The sequence below is a fragment of the Paenibacillus sp. Paensp111 genome (assembly GCF_059492195.1).
In genome coordinates, this window is sequence record NZ_CP168527.1 from 784,709 (window position 1) to 803,494 (window position 18,786).

At 44.2% G+C, this 18,786-nt stretch carries 19 protein-coding genes; 12 read left to right on the plus strand and 7 right to left on the minus strand.

Annotated elements, in window-relative coordinates; genetic code table 11:
* The first annotated feature begins 14 nt into the window (after nucleotides 1-14).
* The 3 genes from ACEN86_RS03700 to corA all read left to right on the plus strand — a co-directional run bounded on the left by ACEN86_RS03700 (nucleotide 15) and on the right by corA (nucleotide 2,867).
* Entirely contained in the window at nucleotides 15-629 is a 615-nt protein-coding gene (locus ACEN86_RS03700; protein WP_495633017.1) for a DUF47 domain-containing protein, read from the plus strand.
* A gap of 123 nt (nucleotides 630-752) precedes the next feature.
* Nucleotides 753-1,742 (plus strand): inorganic phosphate transporter, encoded by a 990-nt coding sequence (locus tag ACEN86_RS03705; protein WP_495633018.1) that lies wholly within the window; start codon nucleotides 753-755, stop codon nucleotides 1,740-1,742.
* 165 nt (nucleotides 1,743-1,907) lie between these two features.
* Complete coding sequence (corA, locus tag ACEN86_RS03710; RefSeq protein ID WP_495633019.1) at nucleotides 1,908-2,867, plus strand: magnesium/cobalt transporter CorA; 960 nt, start codon at nucleotides 1,908-1,910, stop codon at nucleotides 2,865-2,867.
* A gap of 75 nt (nucleotides 2,868-2,942) precedes the next feature.
* Here the strand turns inward: corA and ACEN86_RS03715 are convergent, their stop codons facing one another.
* Complete coding sequence (locus ACEN86_RS03715; protein ID WP_495633020.1) at nucleotides 2,943-3,455, minus strand: hypothetical protein; 513 nt, start codon at nucleotides 3,453-3,455, stop codon at nucleotides 2,943-2,945.
* A gap of 209 nt (nucleotides 3,456-3,664) precedes the next feature.
* Here ACEN86_RS03715 and ACEN86_RS03720 point away from each other — a divergent pair, with 209 nt between their 5' ends.
* From ACEN86_RS03720 to ACEN86_RS03750, 7 genes are all read left to right on the plus strand, one after another.
* Entirely contained in the window at nucleotides 3,665-3,955 is a 291-nt protein-coding gene (locus ACEN86_RS03720) for a YerC/YecD family TrpR-related protein (protein ID WP_127199410.1), read from the plus strand.
* A 5-nt stretch (nucleotides 3,956-3,960) separates the two neighbouring features.
* Nucleotides 3,961-4,731: a sirohydrochlorin chelatase gene (locus ACEN86_RS03725; RefSeq protein ID WP_495633021.1), complete on the plus strand. Its 771-nt coding sequence runs from the start codon at nucleotides 3,961-3,963 to the stop codon at nucleotides 4,729-4,731.
* 19 nt (nucleotides 4,732-4,750) lie between these two features.
* Nucleotides 4,751-5,635, plus strand: a complete 885-nt coding sequence (locus tag ACEN86_RS03730) for a diacylglycerol kinase (protein WP_495633022.1) — start codon at nucleotides 4,751-4,753, stop codon at nucleotides 5,633-5,635.
* Nucleotides 5,636-6,045: 410 nt separating this feature from the next.
* A complete protein-coding gene (gene rlmD, locus ACEN86_RS03735) occupies nucleotides 6,046-7,773 on the plus strand; it encodes a 23S rRNA (uracil(1939)-C(5))-methyltransferase RlmD (RefSeq protein ID WP_495633023.1) in 1,728 nt (575 codons plus the stop codon).
* Between the two features lie 374 nt (nucleotides 7,774-8,147).
* Complete coding sequence (locus ACEN86_RS03740; protein WP_495633024.1) at nucleotides 8,148-8,837, plus strand: SLATT domain-containing protein; 690 nt, start codon at nucleotides 8,148-8,150, stop codon at nucleotides 8,835-8,837.
* Nucleotides 8,838-8,839: 2 nt separating this feature from the next.
* Nucleotides 8,840-10,282 (plus strand): DUF8609 domain-containing protein, encoded by a 1,443-nt coding sequence (locus ACEN86_RS03745; protein WP_495633025.1) that lies wholly within the window; start codon nucleotides 8,840-8,842, stop codon nucleotides 10,280-10,282.
* A gap of 363 nt (nucleotides 10,283-10,645) precedes the next feature.
* Nucleotides 10,646-11,158: a DUF1643 domain-containing protein gene (locus tag ACEN86_RS03750; protein WP_495634208.1), complete on the plus strand. Its 513-nt coding sequence runs from the start codon at nucleotides 10,646-10,648 to the stop codon at nucleotides 11,156-11,158.
* A 389-nt stretch (nucleotides 11,159-11,547) separates the two neighbouring features.
* Here ACEN86_RS03750 and ACEN86_RS03755 read toward each other — a convergent pair whose 3' ends face one another.
* The 5 genes from ACEN86_RS03755 to ACEN86_RS03775 form a co-directional block, all read right to left on the minus strand.
* Nucleotides 11,548-12,519: an HNH endonuclease gene (locus ACEN86_RS03755; RefSeq protein ID WP_495633026.1), complete on the minus strand. Its 972-nt coding sequence runs from the start codon at nucleotides 12,517-12,519 to the stop codon at nucleotides 11,548-11,550.
* A 1,223-nt stretch (nucleotides 12,520-13,742) separates the two neighbouring features.
* Nucleotides 13,743-14,000 (minus strand): hypothetical protein, encoded by a 258-nt coding sequence (locus tag ACEN86_RS03760; RefSeq protein ID WP_495633027.1) that lies wholly within the window; start codon nucleotides 13,998-14,000, stop codon nucleotides 13,743-13,745.
* A 927-nt stretch (nucleotides 14,001-14,927) separates the two neighbouring features.
* Nucleotides 14,928-15,170, minus strand: coding sequence for a MerR family transcriptional regulator (locus tag ACEN86_RS03765; RefSeq protein WP_495634209.1), 243 nt, complete (start codon nucleotides 15,168-15,170; stop codon nucleotides 14,928-14,930).
* A 670-nt stretch (nucleotides 15,171-15,840) separates the two neighbouring features.
* Nucleotides 15,841-17,022, minus strand: coding sequence for a tyrosine-type recombinase/integrase (locus tag ACEN86_RS03770; RefSeq protein WP_495633028.1), 1,182 nt, complete (start codon nucleotides 17,020-17,022; stop codon nucleotides 15,841-15,843).
* A gap of 14 nt (nucleotides 17,023-17,036) precedes the next feature.
* Entirely contained in the window at nucleotides 17,037-17,294 is a 258-nt protein-coding gene (locus tag ACEN86_RS03775; RefSeq protein WP_495633029.1) for a helix-turn-helix domain-containing protein, read from the minus strand.
* 428 nt (nucleotides 17,295-17,722) lie between these two features.
* Here ACEN86_RS03775 and ACEN86_RS03780 point away from each other — a divergent pair, with 428 nt between their 5' ends.
* Nucleotides 17,723-17,908 (plus strand): hypothetical protein, encoded by a 186-nt coding sequence (locus ACEN86_RS03780; RefSeq protein WP_495633030.1) that lies wholly within the window; start codon nucleotides 17,723-17,725, stop codon nucleotides 17,906-17,908.
* Between the two features lie 60 nt (nucleotides 17,909-17,968).
* On the opposite strand, the gene ACEN86_RS03785 is transcribed toward ACEN86_RS03780, so the two are convergent.
* Nucleotides 17,969-18,295: a helix-turn-helix domain-containing protein gene (locus ACEN86_RS03785; protein ID WP_495633031.1), complete on the minus strand. Its 327-nt coding sequence runs from the start codon at nucleotides 18,293-18,295 to the stop codon at nucleotides 17,969-17,971.
* Nucleotides 18,296-18,467: 172 nt separating this feature from the next.
* Here ACEN86_RS03785 and ACEN86_RS03790 point away from each other — a divergent pair, with 172 nt between their 5' ends.
* On the plus strand, nucleotides 18,468-18,779 hold the full coding sequence (locus ACEN86_RS03790; protein ID WP_495633032.1) for a hypothetical protein: 312 nt from the start codon (nucleotides 18,468-18,470) through the stop codon (nucleotides 18,777-18,779).
* The last annotated feature ends 7 nt before the right edge of the window (nucleotides 18,780-18,786 follow it).

Sequence of the window (18,786 nt, forward strand, 5' to 3'; positions counted from 1 at the left end):
AAAGGGGACTTCACATGCGGGTGAAAAAGAAGGATATCTTTTTCCAGACTTTAGAAAATATGGCCGAAGCGGTCGTACAGGCGGCAGATTATTTTGCCGAGAAAGTGTCTAACTTTAATGATGTAGAAGCTTTTGCCAAAGAAATGAAAGCCTTCGAGAATCAATGTGACAATTACACGCACACGATTATTATCGAACTGAACAAGACGTTCATTACGCCGATCGAACGGGACGACATTATGAACCTGACGACGACGCTGGATGATGTGCTGGACGGCCTTGAAGCTACGGCTTCACGCTTCTATATGTACCATTTGGATGAGCCGGATGAGCATATTGTGAACTTTGCCGAAATTCTCCGGAATTCTGCTTATGAGATCCAGAAGGCAATCCGCCTGCTGTCCCAGAAGAAGCTGCTGGCGATCCGTGAACACACGATTCGTCTTAACGATCTCGAGAACCAGGGAGATGAGCTGCTCCGCATTGCAATCAAGGAGCTGTTCGTGAAAGTAACCGATCCGATTGAATTGATCAAGAAAAAAGAAATATATGAACGCCTGGAGACGACCACAGATGCCTGCGAGCATGTAGCGAATATGCTGGAATCGATCATCATGCGCAATTCTTAATACGAAACAGGTGGAGGAGGTTGGAATTGCGCGGATATCTAATGTCTATCCGGATGGGTTCAAGATCACAGGGATATTCCTGGACCAGCTGGATAATAGCAGCCTCTGTGCAATGATATAACCATGGATACAATGTTTATTGTAACGCTAATTGTCATTATCTTGGCGCTCGCTTTCGACTTCATTAATGGATTCCACGATACGGCGAATGCGATAGCTACCTCTGTGTCCACACGTGCACTCAAGCCAAGAACCGCGATTCTGATGGCGGCTGTGATGAACTTCGCTGGAGCGTTGGTCTTCACGGGTGTGGCCAAGACCATTGGCGGCAAAGTCGCCAATCCCGCGGAGCTCAGCAACGGCCTTGAAATTCTGATCGCTACGCTGCTCGCGGCGATTATCTGGAATCTAGTCACCTGGTGGTTCGGGATTCCATCCTCGTCATCCCACGCCCTGATCGGAGCCTTGGCAGGAGCCGTGTATATGGGAGCTGGACATGACAAGGTCAACTGGAGCGGATTCGGAACCATTATCGAAGGACTTATTTTCTCACCGCTGATCGCGTTTGCTCTTGGATTTGTGGTGATGACTATTCTGAAATGGATATTCGCCAAACGGAGTCCGCACACCGTGAATCAAGGCTTCCGGACCATGCAGATCATTACGGCGGCCCTGCAGTCCTTTACACACGGAACGAATGATGCACAGAAGGCGATGGGGATCATTACCTTTGCGCTTGTGACCGCCAAGTATCAAAGTACGATGGATGTGCCGCTGTGGGTTAAGGTTGCCGCTGCTACCGCAATGGCGCTGGGCACCTCGATCGGAGGCTGGAAGATTATCAAGACGATGGGCACGAAGATCTTCAAGATCGAGCCGATTAACGGCTTCGCAGCAGATATATCTGCAGCATCAGTTATCTTCGGCGCAACCTGGCTCAGTCTGCCGGCAAGTACGACGCATGCCATTACTTCCGCCATTCTCGGCGTTGGTTCAGCCAAGCGGTTCTCCGCGGTGAAATGGGGCGTAGCTGGTACGATTGTCGTCTCTTGGATAATTACTATACCGATCTCTGCTATCCTGGCAGGATTGATCGTCAAGCTGTTTGTCTAACAATTGAATCGGGCCAAGTGCAGCACTAGTCCGGATTACAGCACGAATGTACAAGGAGAGCCAACTGATGAAGTTGGCTTTTTGCGTGCTCTAAGGTATCCAGGAACAGCAGCTAAGCTGCTCTGAGCAGGGGAATATGCACAACAAGTAAAGGGGAAACGTACCATGATACGTACACTTGGCATTACACATGAACATGAGGTTGAGGAGGATATCCCGCTGGAGCAGCTGGATAATCCACGGTATGCCTGGGTGTGGACCGACTTCAGCGAGCCAACCAAGGAGGAATCTGCACTGCTCGAGACCTTCTTCCATTTCCACCCGCTGGCAATTGAAGATTGTCTCCATGTGCTGCAAAGACCAAAGATGGACTATTACGAGAATATGGAGTTCCTGGTTGTCCACGCGCTGGATGCGGATACACTGGATACGACCGAACTCGACCTGTTCATTGGACACAGAAGTCTTGTGACTTATCACCATAAGGAGCTGCAGGAAGTGAAAGGGGCATGGACTAAGGTCAAGCAGCGGGTACATAACCGGAAAATATGGGCCAGAGGCCCCATGGCGGCAGCCTATCTGGTCATCGACGAGCTTGTCGATCTGTACTTCCCCTGCGTCTTCGCGATCGAGGATGAGCTGGACGAGCTGGAGAGCAAGGGAGGCAGCGAATCGGTTGAAGACCTGATGAACCAGGTGTTCGACCTCCGCAGCCGGCTGCTTAAGCTTAGAAGGACGATCGTCCCGATGAGGGATCTGATGTACCGGATGGTCAATTCCGAGCATGTTCAGGGTGAACGGGAGCAGAAGGCATATTTTACCGACATTTACGATCATCTGCTCAAGCTGACGGACATGATTGAAGCCGATCGGGAGATGACGGCCGACCTAAGGGACTCCTATATTTCCCTGAACTCGAACCGGATGAACGGCATTATGAAGACGCTGACCGTCATCACCACGATCTTCATGCCCCTGACGCTGATCGCTGGCATTTACGGCATGAACTTCATCAATATGCCTGAACTGAATACAAAGTATGGATATTTCGTAGTGCTTGGAGTGATGCTGGCTTTGAGCGCTGGGATGATCCTCTGGTTCCAAAGACGCGGCTGGTTCAAATAAATAAATAAACTGAATATATTACAGGTAGATTCTCTACTGTATGTTCGGGAAGGCAGGAAGCCCGCCGATCCTTGCTTATCGGCGGGTCTTCTTCTTGACGGTCTTCTTCTTCAGGGAAGAACGGGAGCCTGGTGCGGACTTTTTCTTCTTGGTGCCGGACTTGGCTTTCTTGGAGGATCGTCTCTTCGGCCTGAACTCATCCAGCTTGGTGGCGGAGTTCGTCTTGCCTTTGCCGCCGGGGAGCAGGCCTCCCATGACCAGCTTCGCCATCGGAGCGAACTGCTGGATGCCCTGCATCACCTTCTGGACCTGGCCCATCGTGGCCACAACCCCGTCGATTCCGCCCATGCGGTCGATGATCCCTTTAAGGTCTCCAAGCTTGGGGATGGAGAGTCCGCCGCTCTTCGCGGCCGACGCGGCGGGGGTCACAACCGTAGGCGCTGCACTCTGTACCGGGGAGCCATAGGGTACGAGGGCCGACGTCTCGAACGGGATGGGGGCTTCGTAAGGGCTAAGCCCCGGATAGTGGGGACCATAAGGGTAGCCGGGCGGGGTAACACTCCTCTGTGAATATTGATAATGTGGCATGGAGATCACATTCCTTTATTGTTTTTTCACAAATCTTACTAACAATGTATGTGCTGGGCGAACATAAGGTATAGACGAATGTCCCGGATATAGGGGACAAATGCGGATTTGGGCAGCCGCCTCTGCAGCGCGATAAACCGTTAATGCTTGAAAAGGATACGCCCGCAAAGTACAATGAGGTTACAGTAACAGTAGGGGATGATAAATCAGTGCAGCTTAAGAAGTTGAATGATAAAAGTATCGATCAATTATTCGAAGCAATACTTACACTCAAGAATATCGAGGAATGTTATGTGTTCTTCGATGACTTGTGTACGGTGAACGAGATTCAGTCGCTGTCGCAGCGCCTGGAAGTCGCCCGTATGCTTGGCAAGGGATGCACTTATAATCAGATTGAAGCAGAGACCGGCGCAAGTACGGCGACTATTTCCCGTGTGAAGAGATGTTTGAACTATGGCAACGACGGGTATAAAATGTCGCTGGAACGTTTGGGACGTTAAGTCTTATGAAGCCTGGAGTGCTTGTTATAAGTCACGGCTCTCCCGACGCCGCTTGGGTGCGGCTCGTGGATGAATCTGTAGCGAAGCTTGAACTGCCGGCAGAAATGCCGGTTGCGGCTTCGTTTCTTGAGGTTGTAGAGGGAAGATTAATTCAAGACGGCATTGATCTTCTGGAGGAGGCCGGGGTGACGGACATGATCGTTATTCCGTTATTTGTCTCGTCCGGAAGTACACATATAGATGAGATCGCTTATGCACTGGGAGTCAAGGCGGCACCCGACAAGGAGACGGATCTTGAGCCTTTCCGGGTTCAGAGCCGTGTTCATTTCGGGGAACCGATCGATGATGATCCTCTGGTAGCGCGCATGGTCTGGGACAAGATTAAGTCTAAGTCTGCGAATCCTGACCAGGAGGTAGTGCTCCTGATCGGTCATGGCAGTGTCCATGACGGATTCCGCCAGCGCTGGGAGCGGGGGATTAGCGCACTCGCCCAGCATGTAGGGGAGCTCGGCGGGGTGAAGCATGCGGATTATGCGCTGCTGAATCCGGACAGCGTAGCGGACAAGGTAAGGTACTGGCATGAAGAGCGGGGCATGGATGTGCTTGTGGCGCCGCTGTTCCTCAGCGCGGGATATTTCACGAAGAAGACGATTAGGGCCCGGCTTGAAGGGCTGGAATGCCGTTATACCGGGGAAGCGCTGCTGCCACATCCGCTCTTGACCGACTGGATTAACAGGCAAATATTGACTATAATGAATTCATTGACATTATCATAAACGGGTGGCGTTACAATATATGAAGAAAGCAAGGCTGATCTATAACCCGTCCTCGGGACGAGAGGAAATGCGTCGCCTGTTACCTGATGTGCTGCACCGGCTGGACCGCGCAGGAATTGAGACCTCCTGCTTCGCCACGGAAGGCGAAGGGGATGCAACCCGCGAGGCTGGAGATGCGGTAGAGCGCGGGTACGACATCATTATCGCGGCCGGCGGAGACGGTACGCTCAATGAGGTCGTGAACGGCATGGCCGGCCGGGAGAACCTGCCGCCGCTTGGCGTGTTCCCGCTGGGGACGACCAACGACTTCGCCCGCGCGATGGGCATCTCCAAGCGCTGGGAGGAATACTGCGATCTGGTCATTGAGAACAAGACCAGGTACATCGATATCGGCCGGGTGAACGGCCGCCACTTCGTGAACATCGCGGGCGGAGGCTCCCTGACGGAGCTGACTTACGAAGTGCCAAGCCGCCTGAAGACGCGCATAGGCCAGCTGGCCTACTACATGAAGGGCATCGAGAAGGTGGCCAGCCTGTCACCGACCGAGCTCGTCATCAAGGCCGACGGCCAGCCCCAGATGCACGGCGAGTTCATGCTCTTCCTGATCGCCAACAGCAACTCGGTGGGCGGGTTCGAGAAGCTCGCGCCAGGCGCGGTCATCGACGATGGCCTGTTCGACGTCATTGCCGTCAAGAAGTGCAACCTTGGCGAGTTCCTGCGCCTGCTGACGCTCGCGCTGCGCGGAGAGCACTTTAATGATCCGCACGTCGTCTACTTCAAGACGAACCGGATGGAAGTGACCTCACCGGCGAGCCTGGTGCAGCTGAACCTGGACGGCGAGCTCGGAGGCGAGCTGCCGGGCGTGTTCGAGATGCTGCCGCAGCATATGCGGATTTTTGCCTGATTGGCGTGGTTGTGCGGGTCGAGCTTGTTTTGTAAGGCATGGCTGATTTGTTCAGGCGGAGCATGGTTTGGAACGGATACAGATAGATAGGTATTCTGGAGCATTGAGTCATGCCGTACGGAATAGGGCTGTCATGAAATGGCCGTGGTGGGTGGACGATTATTGCTAAGGTGCGTCTCACTGCCATAAGAGAAGGCCTTAAAGGATTCACGAAGTATGGGGATAATTAGCTTTCTTTATCTTAGGATTTATTGATGTTACTCATGATAGATGAATGAAATGACCGGGATAGAAGAGAACGCCTCTTAGCTGGCCTTGGCGGCAGCGGGATGGTTGTTCTTTCTTTCGTTTTACCGGGCTGATATAGATGATATAGATTTCAACCTATGAGAAAGAAGTGAACAAGCGGGATGAACAAGCAGCGGGGCGGAAAATCTGAGAATGGAAGAGGAAGCAGGCGAGGAGGTGCGACCGGGGCGAGAGGAAATGGGGGAAGGAGATCTGAGCAAGGACGAGGCTCAGCAGCGGTATCGGCTGACATTGCTGGCCTGCCGGTAGCGAAGAACGATGAGCTCGAGATCGAGATCATCGGGATGAACCATGACGGTGAAGGCGTTGGCCGTGCGGACGGTTACACCTTGTTCGTCCCTGGAGCCCTGCCCGGCGAGAAAGCCCGGGTCAAGGTGCTCAAGACGAAGAAGCAGTATGGCTATGCCAAGCTGCTTGACGTCGTACGGGCCAGCGCGGACCGCGTAGCCGCACCGTGCGCGATCTACGACAAGTGCGGCGGCTGCCAGCTGCAGCACCTAAGCTACGAAGGCCAGCTGGCCTGGAAGCGCCAGCATGTGGTCGATGCGCTGGAGCGGATCGGGAAGCTGCGGGTGAGCGGGAGTGAAACGGGTGATGGAAGAAGGACAGAGGCAAGATCGGAAGCTGGAGAAGGAGCGTTAGAAGCAGTATCTGGATCAGTAGCAGGAGCGGGGACAGAAGCAAGACCAGTACCAGGGGCTGGAGCCGTTAATGGTGCCAATGGAATCTTTGGGGTTAATGCTGGTGCAGGACAAGCTAGTCATGAGGATTTCGTTAATGACTCGAACGAGGGTATTGTCGTTCTACCTACACTGGGCATGTCCGACCCATGGCGCTACCGCAACAAGGCACAGGTGCCTGTCGGTGTGCTGGATGGCGCTCTAGTGGGGGGCTTTTACTCCAAGGGTAGTCACCGTATCGTCGATATGGAGACTTGCCTGATCCAGCATGAGCACAACGATGATGTAGTGAACAGAGTCAAAGAGATCGGCAGCAGCCTCGGGATCAGTGCCTATAACGAAGAGACAGGCCGTGGCCTGCTTCGCCATGTTGTAGTGAAGAAGGCATTTTGGACGGGCGAAATGATGCTTGTTCTTGTTACCAACGGACGGGACATTCCGCACGCCGATGCCTGGATCGGAAGTATCCGGGAGCAGATTCCTCATGTCGCAAGCATCTGCCAGAATGTGAACACGAAGCAGACTAACGTTATTTTTGGGGATGAAACCCGTACCCTCTGGGGACGCGATGTAATCTACGATTACATTGGGGACGTGCAGTTCGCGATCTCAGCCAGATCGTTCTACCAGGTGAACCCGGTACAGACCGAAGTGCTGTACGGCAAGACCGTGGAGTACGCTGGACTCACGGGCAAGGAGACCGTAATCGATGCCTATTGCGGCATCGGGACTATTTCACTGTTCCTTGCGCAGCATGCGGATCAGGTGTACGGGGTCGAGATCGTGAAGGAAGCGATCGAGGATGCACGTATTAATGCCGAGCTTAACGGCATGCGCAATGTGAAGTTTGAGGTGGGAGCATCTGAGGTAGTCATTCCCCGCTGGAAAGAGCAGGGCATTGAGGCGGATGTGATCGTGGTTGACCCGCCACGTAAGGGTTGCGATCCGCAGCTGCTGGACACGATCCTGGCGATGAAGCCTGAACGGGTGGTGTATGTGACCTGTAACCCGTCCACCTTGGCGAGGGATTTGAGGGTGCTGGAGGACGGCGGGTACCGGACAGTTGAGGTGCAGCCGGTGGATATGTTTCCGCATACCGTTCACGTAGAATCTGTGGCTTTGTTGGTGAGGGATGGTACAGAGGGATGAGATTGCAGTGGTGGAGCGGGTTTTGTGAGTAGTACAGATAGGATTGGAATGTGAAACAGAGCCAAGAATATAGTAGAGTTGACTGATTGTTGACGAAATACTCTCTTAGTTTGGAACCGCCTAGATTGTTGAAATAGGCGGTTCTTTGTATGTAAACCTAACTGGTTCAAGGTTTTTGGAAAAAAGGGGGTAACTTAAACCTTGATAACCAGCGACAATCATACTTATCCATATTAATTCAATATGGTATTATGAGGTTACTGTTGATGATAATAGGCCAATATGATCATTACTGGAAACACAAAAAGATACGACCATGCTGAATGACTGTCTTAATGATAAAAATAATTGATACCTAAAAGGTGGGTCTAATATTGGACAAAGAGTATAAAAACATAACTATTTATTCCGAAGTGGAGAAAAAGATTAACACCTTGAACAAAACTCGCAATAACAGAATAGCAATGAGTAAGAGACTTAAAGGTTATGCCGAGAAGTGGAATTTCATGTTTCTTTTTCTTAATATTGAGGCTGTAATATTTGTTTTGCTTTCCCTTGGAGGAAAAGAAGTGAATAGTGTATTTGAAAGTAAGAGTTACAGCGTATTCGCAGGTATTTTCTCGATTTATGTTATCCTGCTACAATACTTTATTGCAGGTATTAACTTTAATGAAAGAGCTCTAAAAATGCACTATCACCAGCTTGATATTGAGGACTTAATATTGAAGCTAAAGGAACTTATTATTAAGAGAAATAGTTCCAATAATAATTCTGATGAAATACAGGTTTTGTCAGACTTCAAGATAATTATGGATGAGTATCAGGTCCTATTAAAAAATAATGAAAACCATGATCCTATTGATAATGAGCGAGGAGCACAAGACTTACAAAACAGCGAAGATACTGACATTGCCGAACAGATGGGCCAAAGAGAACCAATAATGAAGAGTAAGAAAAGAAGACAGAAGGAAATTAAGGATTTCACACTACATAACTTATTATGGTACTTTAATCTAATAGTAATGTTATTTTCAGCAATAGCAATTATAAGATATATATTTTAAGGATGAATTATGTGAATAAAAACAAAGTTATCGGACTTGCATACATATATACCTTGTCAATGTCAAAAAAGAAAGGGTATAATCCACAAACCATTGCGAATGTAAACGAATTAAGCAAGTACAGTAGGAAAGAGATAATTGAAATAATTTCAATGCCAATTGAAACGTTTTGTGATGTATATGACGTTTCAAAGGTTAGGGATTTTATATATAAAAATGATTACTTTACACCTAGAGATATGTATTTAATACACCCGTTACATTATCTGTATTATAATTATCTGGTATTCACAATTGGATACTTATATGCGAATAGAAAAGATGTATTAAACTTTTCAAGAGATCGAATTACTTCGTTTTATTCAGGTCAACTAGTTCATGATGCCCCAATAAATAAAATTAAAATGAATTCTTCTTATAATGAAAGTTATAATAAGTTCCAAAATGAACGTGAGAGGTACTTTGACAAATCCGCATTAAAGATTGATCTTAAAAACTTTTTTGATTCGATTAAGATTTCCTCGCTCATTAGCAAATTGAGGGGGATTCTAGGTTCACAGACAATAGTCAGTGATTTAGAGTATTTTTTTAAAAATGCTGGATTTGACAGTTTGCCTCAGATTCATTATTCAATTGCATCCTCTATACTATCCCAATTCTTCTTAATTGATTTTGATAATAAAGTTGAACACATGCTTATTAGAGAGAACCTGCAGTTACTGCGGTATGTTGATGATATGTACTTCATTCATTTAGATGGGTCTGCAGATAGGAAGAAAAATAATTCAATACTCAATGAAATAAGTTATTTTTTATGGGAAGATTCACTAACAATTAATACATCCAAAACCAAGATGCTGTCACCAGATGAGTATAGATCCTTGTACGAATTTGCTAGGGCTGAGTATGGGGGTTCTTTTTCCAATGAAAAGGTGATAGATGAAAGGGTAGAGGAGATTATTGCAAACGGTCATTTAATAGCATTGATACGAGATCTTTGTCGAACCCAAAAGAAATATGGTATCGACCTAGAAATGTATAAGATTTTGGTTGATAAATATATATCATTGAACGGTGAGGATTCGTCGAAGATTTTTAATCATATCATTTTTTCAGGGAAGTGGAAGGACATAGATAGAAAGAATTTGTTCGAATTCATAAAAAACTGGAATTATATTTTTTTCAATCCTTCACAATTCACTGTACTTTATCTTATGGTTTATAGACATATGGAGGCTAAAAAACTTATTCCTAGCGATGGAACAAAAATCAGGCAACTATTGAATTATTTATTTAAAAATGAAGTATTTACTTTCCGTGACACACTAGTCGCTGTTTCTTATTTATTTCAAAGTAAGATAAAAAATAGGGATTTAATTACTAGAATCGAGGCTGTAAATCCAGAATACATTAAGTATGTAAATAGTTTTATTTCAGACGGTTAAGGTTGCTAATGAGGTGAGAACACTTATGAATATCGCTGTCTTTATACTGGTGTTAACTAGCCTGTAGATATAGGTTCCATAAAGGGCAGGGATGTGGAAGGAGGAACTCAGCAAACACCCTCATGATCGAGGTACATGATTTATAGAAAACGAAAGTGGGTAGCGGACCCTGTGTCTCTAACGAGTTTTTCTAACAGGATAACGGACAGCTCGTGTTTTTTAGCGAAGTTAGGGAGGTAGATCACTTGTATAACCAGCCTTTCCCATATTGTAATATAGATTTGGTTTGAGAGTTTACACAGAATATTTTACAGACTCTATAAAAACGTACCGGAGGTATAATGAGCATTTAATCCAGTAGTCATCCTTGATGACAAGAACTCCCCTACCCGGCGATATTATTACCAAGAATCTTGGGAACTTGGTAGTAAACCAATGCTTGGTTATTTGCTCTTAAACCCGGCAACCGCCGATAACAATGATCCTACCACAAAGTTTCTTCGATCTTTTGCCGAAGTCAAGGGCTTCGGTGGCATAATTATCGTCAATGTGATCTCTAAGATTGAACCCAAATCCAGAGAACTTGATATCCATGATTACAGGCATGACCCGGAAAACCTACAGTATATCCAGAGGATGGTTGAACGGAGCCCCAGGGTGATGGTCGGGTGGGGCAAAAACGGGAAAAAAGCAGCTTCCAGGCTACGTCATCTACTGCAGGAGCATAAGGGGAGGCTGCACTGCTTTCGGGATAACAATGACAAAAGCCCAACGCAGCCAACCTATATGATTCGATATATGAATGAAAATAAGTTGAGCATAGCTCAGCTTGAGATGCCCTTGTTTACTGCGATCCCAAAACGTATATATCGATAAGAAAGGATATGAAAATATTGTTTAAAGGACGTTTAGCATGACCAAGGAGTTCACAGGTGCAGCCGAACCGTTGCAGTTCACAGTAATCTTATCCGGGGAAAAATCGAGGTAGAGCCTAATGCCGTAATCCTAAGAATTGGTCTTAGCTTTTTCATCTACAGTAAAATAACCATTCAAACGAAGGTTTTTGCCTAGTTGTCAGTGTAGTTAACACCAATCTTCAACGAACAGGAGTTTTTACGTTTGCGTTCGTTAAATCGAATTATTCCTGAAAAACATATACTTTCATCCCGGATTAACAATCTGCCCACTTTCTTCCTAGTTACCAAGGATAACGTCAGTATCTTTAGATTCGTCTTGATGACGATTCTGATGGTACTGACGCTTTTTTACAGAGGGAACTCGCCTTGAATATTGGTTGGCGGTGAATTCTTAATAATCATTTCGTTAAATATCTTTCTATGCGTGGACATGTAACTACATTGCTGTCTTATTAGAGAAATTTTAGTTTTTGGGGTAATGTTAAATGCGTTTTGGAGATCGCTATCTAACTGTGGAGATATCAAGACTACCCCATTATCTTCAAATGATATGTATCCTTTATCAAAAATTGTATCATGTATTGTGCACAATAAAAGGCCATTATTTGGATCCAGACGTTCCTTGTGACTGGACTCACTCCATGGCTTTATGTGACTAGCTATTAGGAAGGCCTCGTGGGAAATGCCGCCAACTACACACTTCTTATCACGCTTTAAAAGGACTTTTCGGAATTCAGATTGTCCGATTCGCGACTTGATAAGCTGTTCCATTTCTGTATGAGTTACTTCTTTAGAAAAGAAAGAAGAATTGTTTGATATTTCGGGTAAAGGTACCTTCTCATTTGCAGATCGAGAGTTAGTGTCGTACATCGAAATAAACTCTACCCCTTCTTGAATCCACTTTTTCATCTGAACTTCACTAAAACCAATGTTTACTGTTGGAGGTTTCTGCTGATGTCCCCATTTTAAAATGAGTCGATCAAGCAATGGGAAGGGGACCTTAACGAAGTAAGAGAGATCTTTTCTTATCTTGCTGCTTTCCCTAAATCCTCGAGCAATTAGTACAAAGCCACGCGAAATATTTAGTGTCCTAAATTGTTTGTCAATCGAAATTACATCTTTGAGTTGCAAAGTGACAGTTTCATAAGGTTTCGAAGCAATTCGATGATCACGTGCAATAACGAAAATACCAAACCTTTCTTTATTTCTGATGCCATAAAAAGTGCTGTTATACATCTTTTTTTCAAAATATCCATGAGCAGTAAACCAATTTTTCGTCCAAGTAATACCTTTTTCGCGTAGAATCCCTGTCTGTGTCATTGAATACCAGCCCTTCATATACAAATTATTTGAAGTGAAGCTTTCCTCCTTTTATATGATAACACTGGAAGAGAATATAAGCGTAAAGTGTTTACAATGGCAATGAAGGAAGGATTGGATTAATTAAATCATAATTTCAGTGGGAAAAGGGTTCGATACGTACTAGTTCAAACCGAGCACTCCTATGCTAGTATCTTCAATTACGGCTTGAAGGCGTTTCTGACTGTACTGACTCTTTTTGAATTGTTGCAGCAAGATTCATTTTCTTTGTGTCATTACAAGAAACGTAAAGAAATTAATGGAGTCAAAGGAATTAATTAAATAAGCCTTATCAAATGGATAAAGAATCTAATAGGTTCAATTCGAGGATACGTGAGTTCCAATGGTGGAGCCGATCCATCGATTATTTTGCTTACGGTACGGGCGTTGAACTAAGCGGATAGTTTAATAAGATATCGAATGTTGGAGCGTGGAAGAAATTTGATTGAAGTTCACAACGAAAAGTAAGGTTATTCGCCCGAGTTCCTTTTGCCGTAATGGGTGGTCTATCCTGAGCATCATCTCTTGACGCTTACGTTGTCTCTCGGGCAGAATGGAAAACGAAAAAATACAAGCTGGCTCGAAAAATAAAAATTATGAAGGCTCAAAAAAAGGGGGGGGACTTTGTACTAATCAGTAATTAGAGATGGTAAGTTTCTTGTTCTAGTAGTAGATGGCATTTTCGATAGTGAATTAATAGAATTACCGAGTGAAGAGCTTGCGGATAAAATAGCATATGAGCTCCAAAGTGCTTGGGAGCAAGGTGTTGGATGGGGATATTAGCACAAGCAGAAGGAGATTAATGGTGGGTACGATAAAGATATTAATGAGACAATTCAAAAACTCAAGACAATGAGTCTCGAGGAGCAAGAAGCTTATCATCAAAGGGTAAATCAGCGTAATAAAAGAGATCAAAAGGTTGAAGAAGCCAGAAGATGGAGAAACGTTTTAAGCTGGAAGAAAAGTAAATGAGGAAAAAGAATCAACTCAATATCTTATTGAGTATTTTGAAATCTATGGATCGCGGAGTAGAATGTATGTTTCTTAACGGAGTAGAATGTCTGGAAGCAAGTAATACATGGATAACGATGGACCCAAATTGAACACTTAAGTAGAGATTCCAAGCTTCGCGACTGTAGTTTCTTACAATCTTTTATAACGGGAAGCGCCTCTTTGATTCAGGGTTATGTCTTCTTAATATAACTTTCAATATATTTGGATGCCTCTAGAAAATCGTCAAACTTGATACCATCAATTAATAGGGTTGTGACAAATAGATTACTAAAAAAGCGATAATGATTGCGATCGGCCTCACAGTATTCTTGTGATTCCATTGAACCGTATCCGTCATCCATGTATAGGGGTCCGCAGCATATAGGGCAAATAGTATCCTCAAGAAATATGCTCTTTTTAACCTGCTTTTTTTCATTTTGAGGTTCCATGTTACGATCTTCCTTTCTGAAACATTCTTAACTCTGCGATATTCTCTTTATTTGTTCAGCACCTACCTCCCTTCTGCTAATTCTTCGAACAAAATGGAAGGGGCACCAAAAGCATAGGATCGCTTGTGAAATCTCAGCCTCCGCTAACTGAAATATTTCCACAACTGAAGGTATTGATGTAATGTCTTGTTTTAGACTCTACTATGTCATTTCATATTAATCAACGTATATCACTGCCTATAATTTGAAATTTACGGGAGTATGCTCCTTTCCATTGATTTATTAAGCATTTTTAGCTGCAAATCGCGAGGCATCACTCGTTGTATAACTATCTCGGCTCCCAAGAGCAAAATGGTGACCAGTGTAGATTATAGCTGTATGATTGATGGCGGTGATTTCGCTCTAGTTATCTCGAACGATTCGGCTTGGGTATCCCAAGTATTCGGTGCTAAACAGGTGGCCAAACAAGTACAGATGTTGGCGAGAGCTTCTCTGGGCCCATGCCGACCGTTATATCTGAAATATGCCCTTATGGTATATTAATAGTGAAATGCTGGCAAATGATTTCTATGTAGGAAATAATTGAAAATAAATGTAGTAAACAAAGTGGTTTGAGCAATTCACGCTAAATAAAGCTTAAGCCCAACTTTTGGAAAGGGCAAACTTCTTAGCTTCCGAAGTGCGCACAAAAAAAGCGCTTAAGCAGCGTATTGTTGGAAACATGCCAAGAAAATAGATCGGTCTTGTATTTTGATGAATTCAAGCGTATGGTAAGCATAGGTACAGCACTAGTTGGTTGTACTTATCTCTACAGCGGAAGTAATCCATCAACTTGTCGAGGTATGTTGGGGTGGATTTCTTCAGACAAAAAAGCCGGAGCTTTAATTCCGGCTTTTTTTACTCTGGAACTGAAATTCAGTTGGAGTTCTAAAACAACAGGGTGAAGAAGATGCCGATTTCAAATTCTGTGTAGCAACGATTTCCTTCATCGTCACGGGGGATGCGTAGGACTTCTTCAAAGTTAGTTTCCCAGGTTCGTAGTGTGCCGGTTGTAACGCCTAGTAATTTGGATAGCTTATTGATAGATATTGCCCTACTAAAGATAGTGTCTTCATAGAATTTTTGAGCTTCATTCGTTAAGGGTTTAAGAAATTCTAGTATCCCGTCCAGTAATCCACATTGCTACCACCGAAATGGGCTTGGGAGAGTGCCCTCTTTTCCACCCTTCCAGAATTTTAATACTCTGGAGTTTCGATTTGTTCTCCCAAGCGATATAAATAGATTCCTCCAATACCACCAGGCCTCTTTGTATATCTTCGGTATTGTGTCTGCCTGTTAGGCGTTGCAATTCACTCATGAAAGACAAGCCTGAATCGTCCGCAGAGTATTTTAGCTAATGGTCATTGACCCGAATTGCCGAAGCCATGAATGAAGAAGATTTGACTACGCAACAAGGTAGTTTGTTTTCCAAAGTCCAAAGGTTGTACGTTAACAACTGCTTGAATACTTTCCGTCCATGGAATTACACTTTCTGGCGAGAGCTATTTTCCCATTTTTCGGACTCCTTCGGCACATTAATTTCAGCTTAAGAAACGCTTATCCACGCGCAGTTCCCCGACCGCGTACTCTGGACCTTTGCCATAGCTATATTTTTTATCCACAGGCTGCTACAAACGATGTATGTAGTTCACCCGATCGACCCTGCTTAGCCAGCTAACTATTGTTGACAACGTAAAAACACCTCCAAAATTTGTCCATACATCTTACGATGTAGAAGGATTCTCTTGGAGGTGTTTTGATTTGTTTTACGCTAGGGGGGCAGTCCCCAGTCCGATCTCAGCTAACCATTCCTTTTTTCTTTTTTAGGTGGAACCAGCGAATCAAGTTTATTAGCGGCATCCTTGTCTGCTGATTGCAGCGCATGGCCGTAGACGTTCATTGTGGTCGAGATATTCGAATGGCCCAAGCGCTCAGATATAAGTTTTGCATGTACGCCTTTGTTGATTAGCAGGGTGGCGCTCGTATGGCGAAGATCGTGGAATCTAATATATTTTAACCCATGCTTCTTAAGAAATGAACGAAACCATAGATAAGGTGTCTCAGGGTAATAGGCGTTTCCTTCATCGTTACTGAACACAAAAAAATGATCTCCGCCTTTCCATGCATCACCTAAAGCTAGGCGCTTTTTCCGTGACTCCAAGTAATACTCCTTAAGATGTTCAATCACAGTGTCCGATAGACTTACTTTGCGTTTAGACTTATCCGTTTTAGGTTCGGAGATGATTCTCTGACCGTTAATGGAATGAGAAATACTATGTTTAACCTCAAGAATCCCTTTATTAAGGTCAACGTGTGCCCACTCCAAACCAACTAGCTCGCCACGACGAAGTGCTGTTGTAATTGCGAGCATGATCATGATACGCCATTTCATTGATTCATTTTCTAATAGTTCGAACAACAATGCTACCTCATCTTCATCGTATACTTCGATCTCTTTTCGTTTGACCTTGGGCTTTTTGATATCTGCAGCAGGATTGCTTTTGATAAGTTTCCACTCCACTGCGCGGGAGAATATATTTTTTAAGATTCTATGAGTATATTGTACGGTGCCCGAGGATAGTTGGCCCTTTTTGCCGTCCTGCCGGCTGCCCTCCTTGCTGAGTTCTGAAATAAAGTTGACTACTTGAAAGGTCTGAATTTTATCTAACCGCATGTGACCAAAGACCGGAAGGATCCGGTTCTTCAAGAAGCGGGAATAGATATCTAAAGTCTTAATTCCAAGCTCGTGCTGAGCATATTTTTCTTTCCACTCTTCTACAAATGCTGCAAAAGTCATTTTCTCAGGAGCGATATATTGGCCTGACTCAACCTCGGTTTCAAATTCTGCGAGTATCTTCCTTGCTTCCCGAATGCCTTTCGCTTTAATGGACTTTGTTCGTCTAATCCTTTTTCCATCAGCTCCAATACCGGCTTCCACAACCAAAAGCCAAGAATCGTTACCGCGTTTTTGTAAACTTGCCATGGGAATACCTCCTATTATGCATGGGATTCAATCTCGTAAGAACAATAGTTTTTTGCCTCTTGTTCGTGGAACCAGGTAAGCAAAGTATCTCTTCGAAAGAGGATCTTTGACCCGACACGAGTATGTGGAATTCTTTTTGCTCTGACTTCTGCGTAAAGTTTATCCATAGAGACCTGGCATTCGAAAACCTCTTTCCAGGCCTCCTTAAGGGTTAAAGTATTGCGTTTGGTAGCAGGAATATAATCAACGGATTGCTTATGAGAATTACGCATGTGAATACCTCCTTATTTAGAGAGTACGGCTTATTGAGATTACCAGCAATTTTTGGACAACCCAAATTGCACTTATGTTATGGATAGGGAATTCTCTTTTTCTTGTAACCGACCTCCATATATCAAATGTTTGTATTCCCTTGTTATAAGCCGCCATTCGGACGATGGGGGAACCCGGCTGATGATGTTATCTATTGAAAAAAACGCAAAAAAGCCCTTTTCAGTAGGAAATAAACATACTACCTGAAAAGGGCTTTATATTATTGACGAAGAAATTCGTCCATTTGAATTTATGCACATAATTAAAAAGAATAGAATGATTCCCAGACCGTTTGGAGGGAATAAAAGTAAAGGTTGAAGACTAAGTGGTATAATCTAATATTAGATACTTCGATAAGTCTTGTCAAGATAAAGGAGTGAGAATAGACATGGCTCGTTTAGCCAGAGATGAATTGATGCAGGTTATCAAAAAAGTAAGGAAATCAGTTCGTCAGAAGGCAAAAGAAGCAGAGGCCCCATTATTCTACGTGCAAAACGGCCAATACATACGTGAAGAGCCAAATGGTGAAAAAGTCATATTGGATAAAAGTGAAAGTGAGAATGATTTTTATTAGAGAAAGTAAAAAAAACAGCAATAGGCTAGTTAGACGCCTCATTTCCTACTAGACAAGCAGTCAAGGGTGGTATAACTTCAAGAACTTTAATAACTTTTCTTTCTCTGTATTATCCATGCCGACTAATTTTGTTCGAATCAGGACATTCGTTACACCAGAGTCTTTTTCCTCTTTGGAAAACACCTGGAAGAAATCAACCAATTGTAATTCTAAAACACTTATGATTTTTTCTAAATTTTCGATTGATGGACTTATTTCTCCACGTTCAATTTTACCAATATGCGTAGAATGAAGACCGGATAAATGAGCAAGTTCTTCTATAGAATGGCCGCGCTGCTTTCTAATCGACCTAATTACACTGCCAACCGTTTTCTTAGAAATATTCATATGCTACACCTCAAAACAAACATAGCGCAGCAGGTATACGCAACCAAGATTAAATTTGGTATGTAAACATACCAAAAAAGGTTCATTTTTGGTATGCTATTTCTAGTAGACTTGGTTACGTTTTGTATCATACCCCAGAAGCCAAGAAAGTCTTTTACCTGTAGGAGGTTTCATGATCAGAAGACCAGTAAATACAATAATACTAATGGACAAAAATGGCGAACAGAAATCATTTCGGTTCCATAAATTGTGCAAAGATGATCAAGGAATGGCTTTGGACCTAGTTCAGGATAATGTTTATGTTCGATTCTCACTAGCAGTAACTGATGCGGGTATTGTTGAATTGATCAAAGACCAAGAAAGATTTCGGGTTTCTGGAATCTCATTCAGAGTGGAAGGTTGTAAATTGAATAACGAAGATCATAAGTTCCTGATTGCTGCATCATTTGATCAACCCATTAACTTAATGGAATTCATAAATTGAAAAGGGA

What these genes read in the sequence shown, in the direction of transcription:
- ACEN86_RS03700 (WP_495633017.1), top strand. Translation starts at nt 15, where the DNA reads ATGCGGGTGAAAAAGAAGGATATCTTTTTCCAGACTTTAGAAAATATG.
- ACEN86_RS03755 (WP_495633026.1), bottom strand. Translation starts at nt 12,519, where the DNA reads ATGACACAGACAGGGATTCTACGCGAAAAAGGTATTACTTGGACGAAA.
- ACEN86_RS03745 (WP_495633025.1), top strand. Translation starts at nt 8,840, where the DNA reads ATGAATTATGTGAATAAAAACAAAGTTATCGGACTTGCATACATATAT.
- ACEN86_RS03705 (WP_495633018.1), top strand. Translation starts at nt 753, where the DNA reads ATGGATACAATGTTTATTGTAACGCTAATTGTCATTATCTTGGCGCTC.
- corA (WP_495633019.1), top strand. Translation starts at nt 1,908, where the DNA reads ATGATACGTACACTTGGCATTACACATGAACATGAGGTTGAGGAGGAT.
- ACEN86_RS03785 (WP_495633031.1), bottom strand. Translation starts at nt 18,295, where the DNA reads ATGAATATTTCTAAGAAAACGGTTGGCAGTGTAATTAGGTCGATTAGA.
- ACEN86_RS03780 (WP_495633030.1), top strand. Translation starts at nt 17,723, where the DNA reads ATGGCTCGTTTAGCCAGAGATGAATTGATGCAGGTTATCAAAAAAGTA.
- ACEN86_RS03790 (WP_495633032.1), top strand. Translation starts at nt 18,468, where the DNA reads ATGATCAGAAGACCAGTAAATACAATAATACTAATGGACAAAAATGGC.
- ACEN86_RS03770 (WP_495633028.1), bottom strand. Translation starts at nt 17,022, where the DNA reads ATGGCAAGTTTACAAAAACGCGGTAACGATTCTTGGCTTTTGGTTGTG.
- ACEN86_RS03715 (WP_495633020.1), bottom strand. Translation starts at nt 3,455, where the DNA reads ATGCCACATTATCAATATTCACAGAGGAGTGTTACCCCGCCCGGCTAC.
- rlmD (WP_495633023.1), top strand. Translation starts at nt 6,046, where the DNA reads ATGAACAAGCAGCGGGGCGGAAAATCTGAGAATGGAAGAGGAAGCAGG.
- ACEN86_RS03725 (WP_495633021.1), top strand. Translation starts at nt 3,961, where the DNA reads ATGAAGCCTGGAGTGCTTGTTATAAGTCACGGCTCTCCCGACGCCGCT.
- ACEN86_RS03760 (WP_495633027.1), bottom strand. Translation starts at nt 14,000, where the DNA reads ATGGAACCTCAAAATGAAAAAAAGCAGGTTAAAAAGAGCATATTTCTT.
- ACEN86_RS03775 (WP_495633029.1), bottom strand. Translation starts at nt 17,294, where the DNA reads ATGCGTAATTCTCATAAGCAATCCGTTGATTATATTCCTGCTACCAAA.
- ACEN86_RS03730 (WP_495633022.1), top strand. Translation starts at nt 4,751, where the DNA reads ATGAAGAAAGCAAGGCTGATCTATAACCCGTCCTCGGGACGAGAGGAA.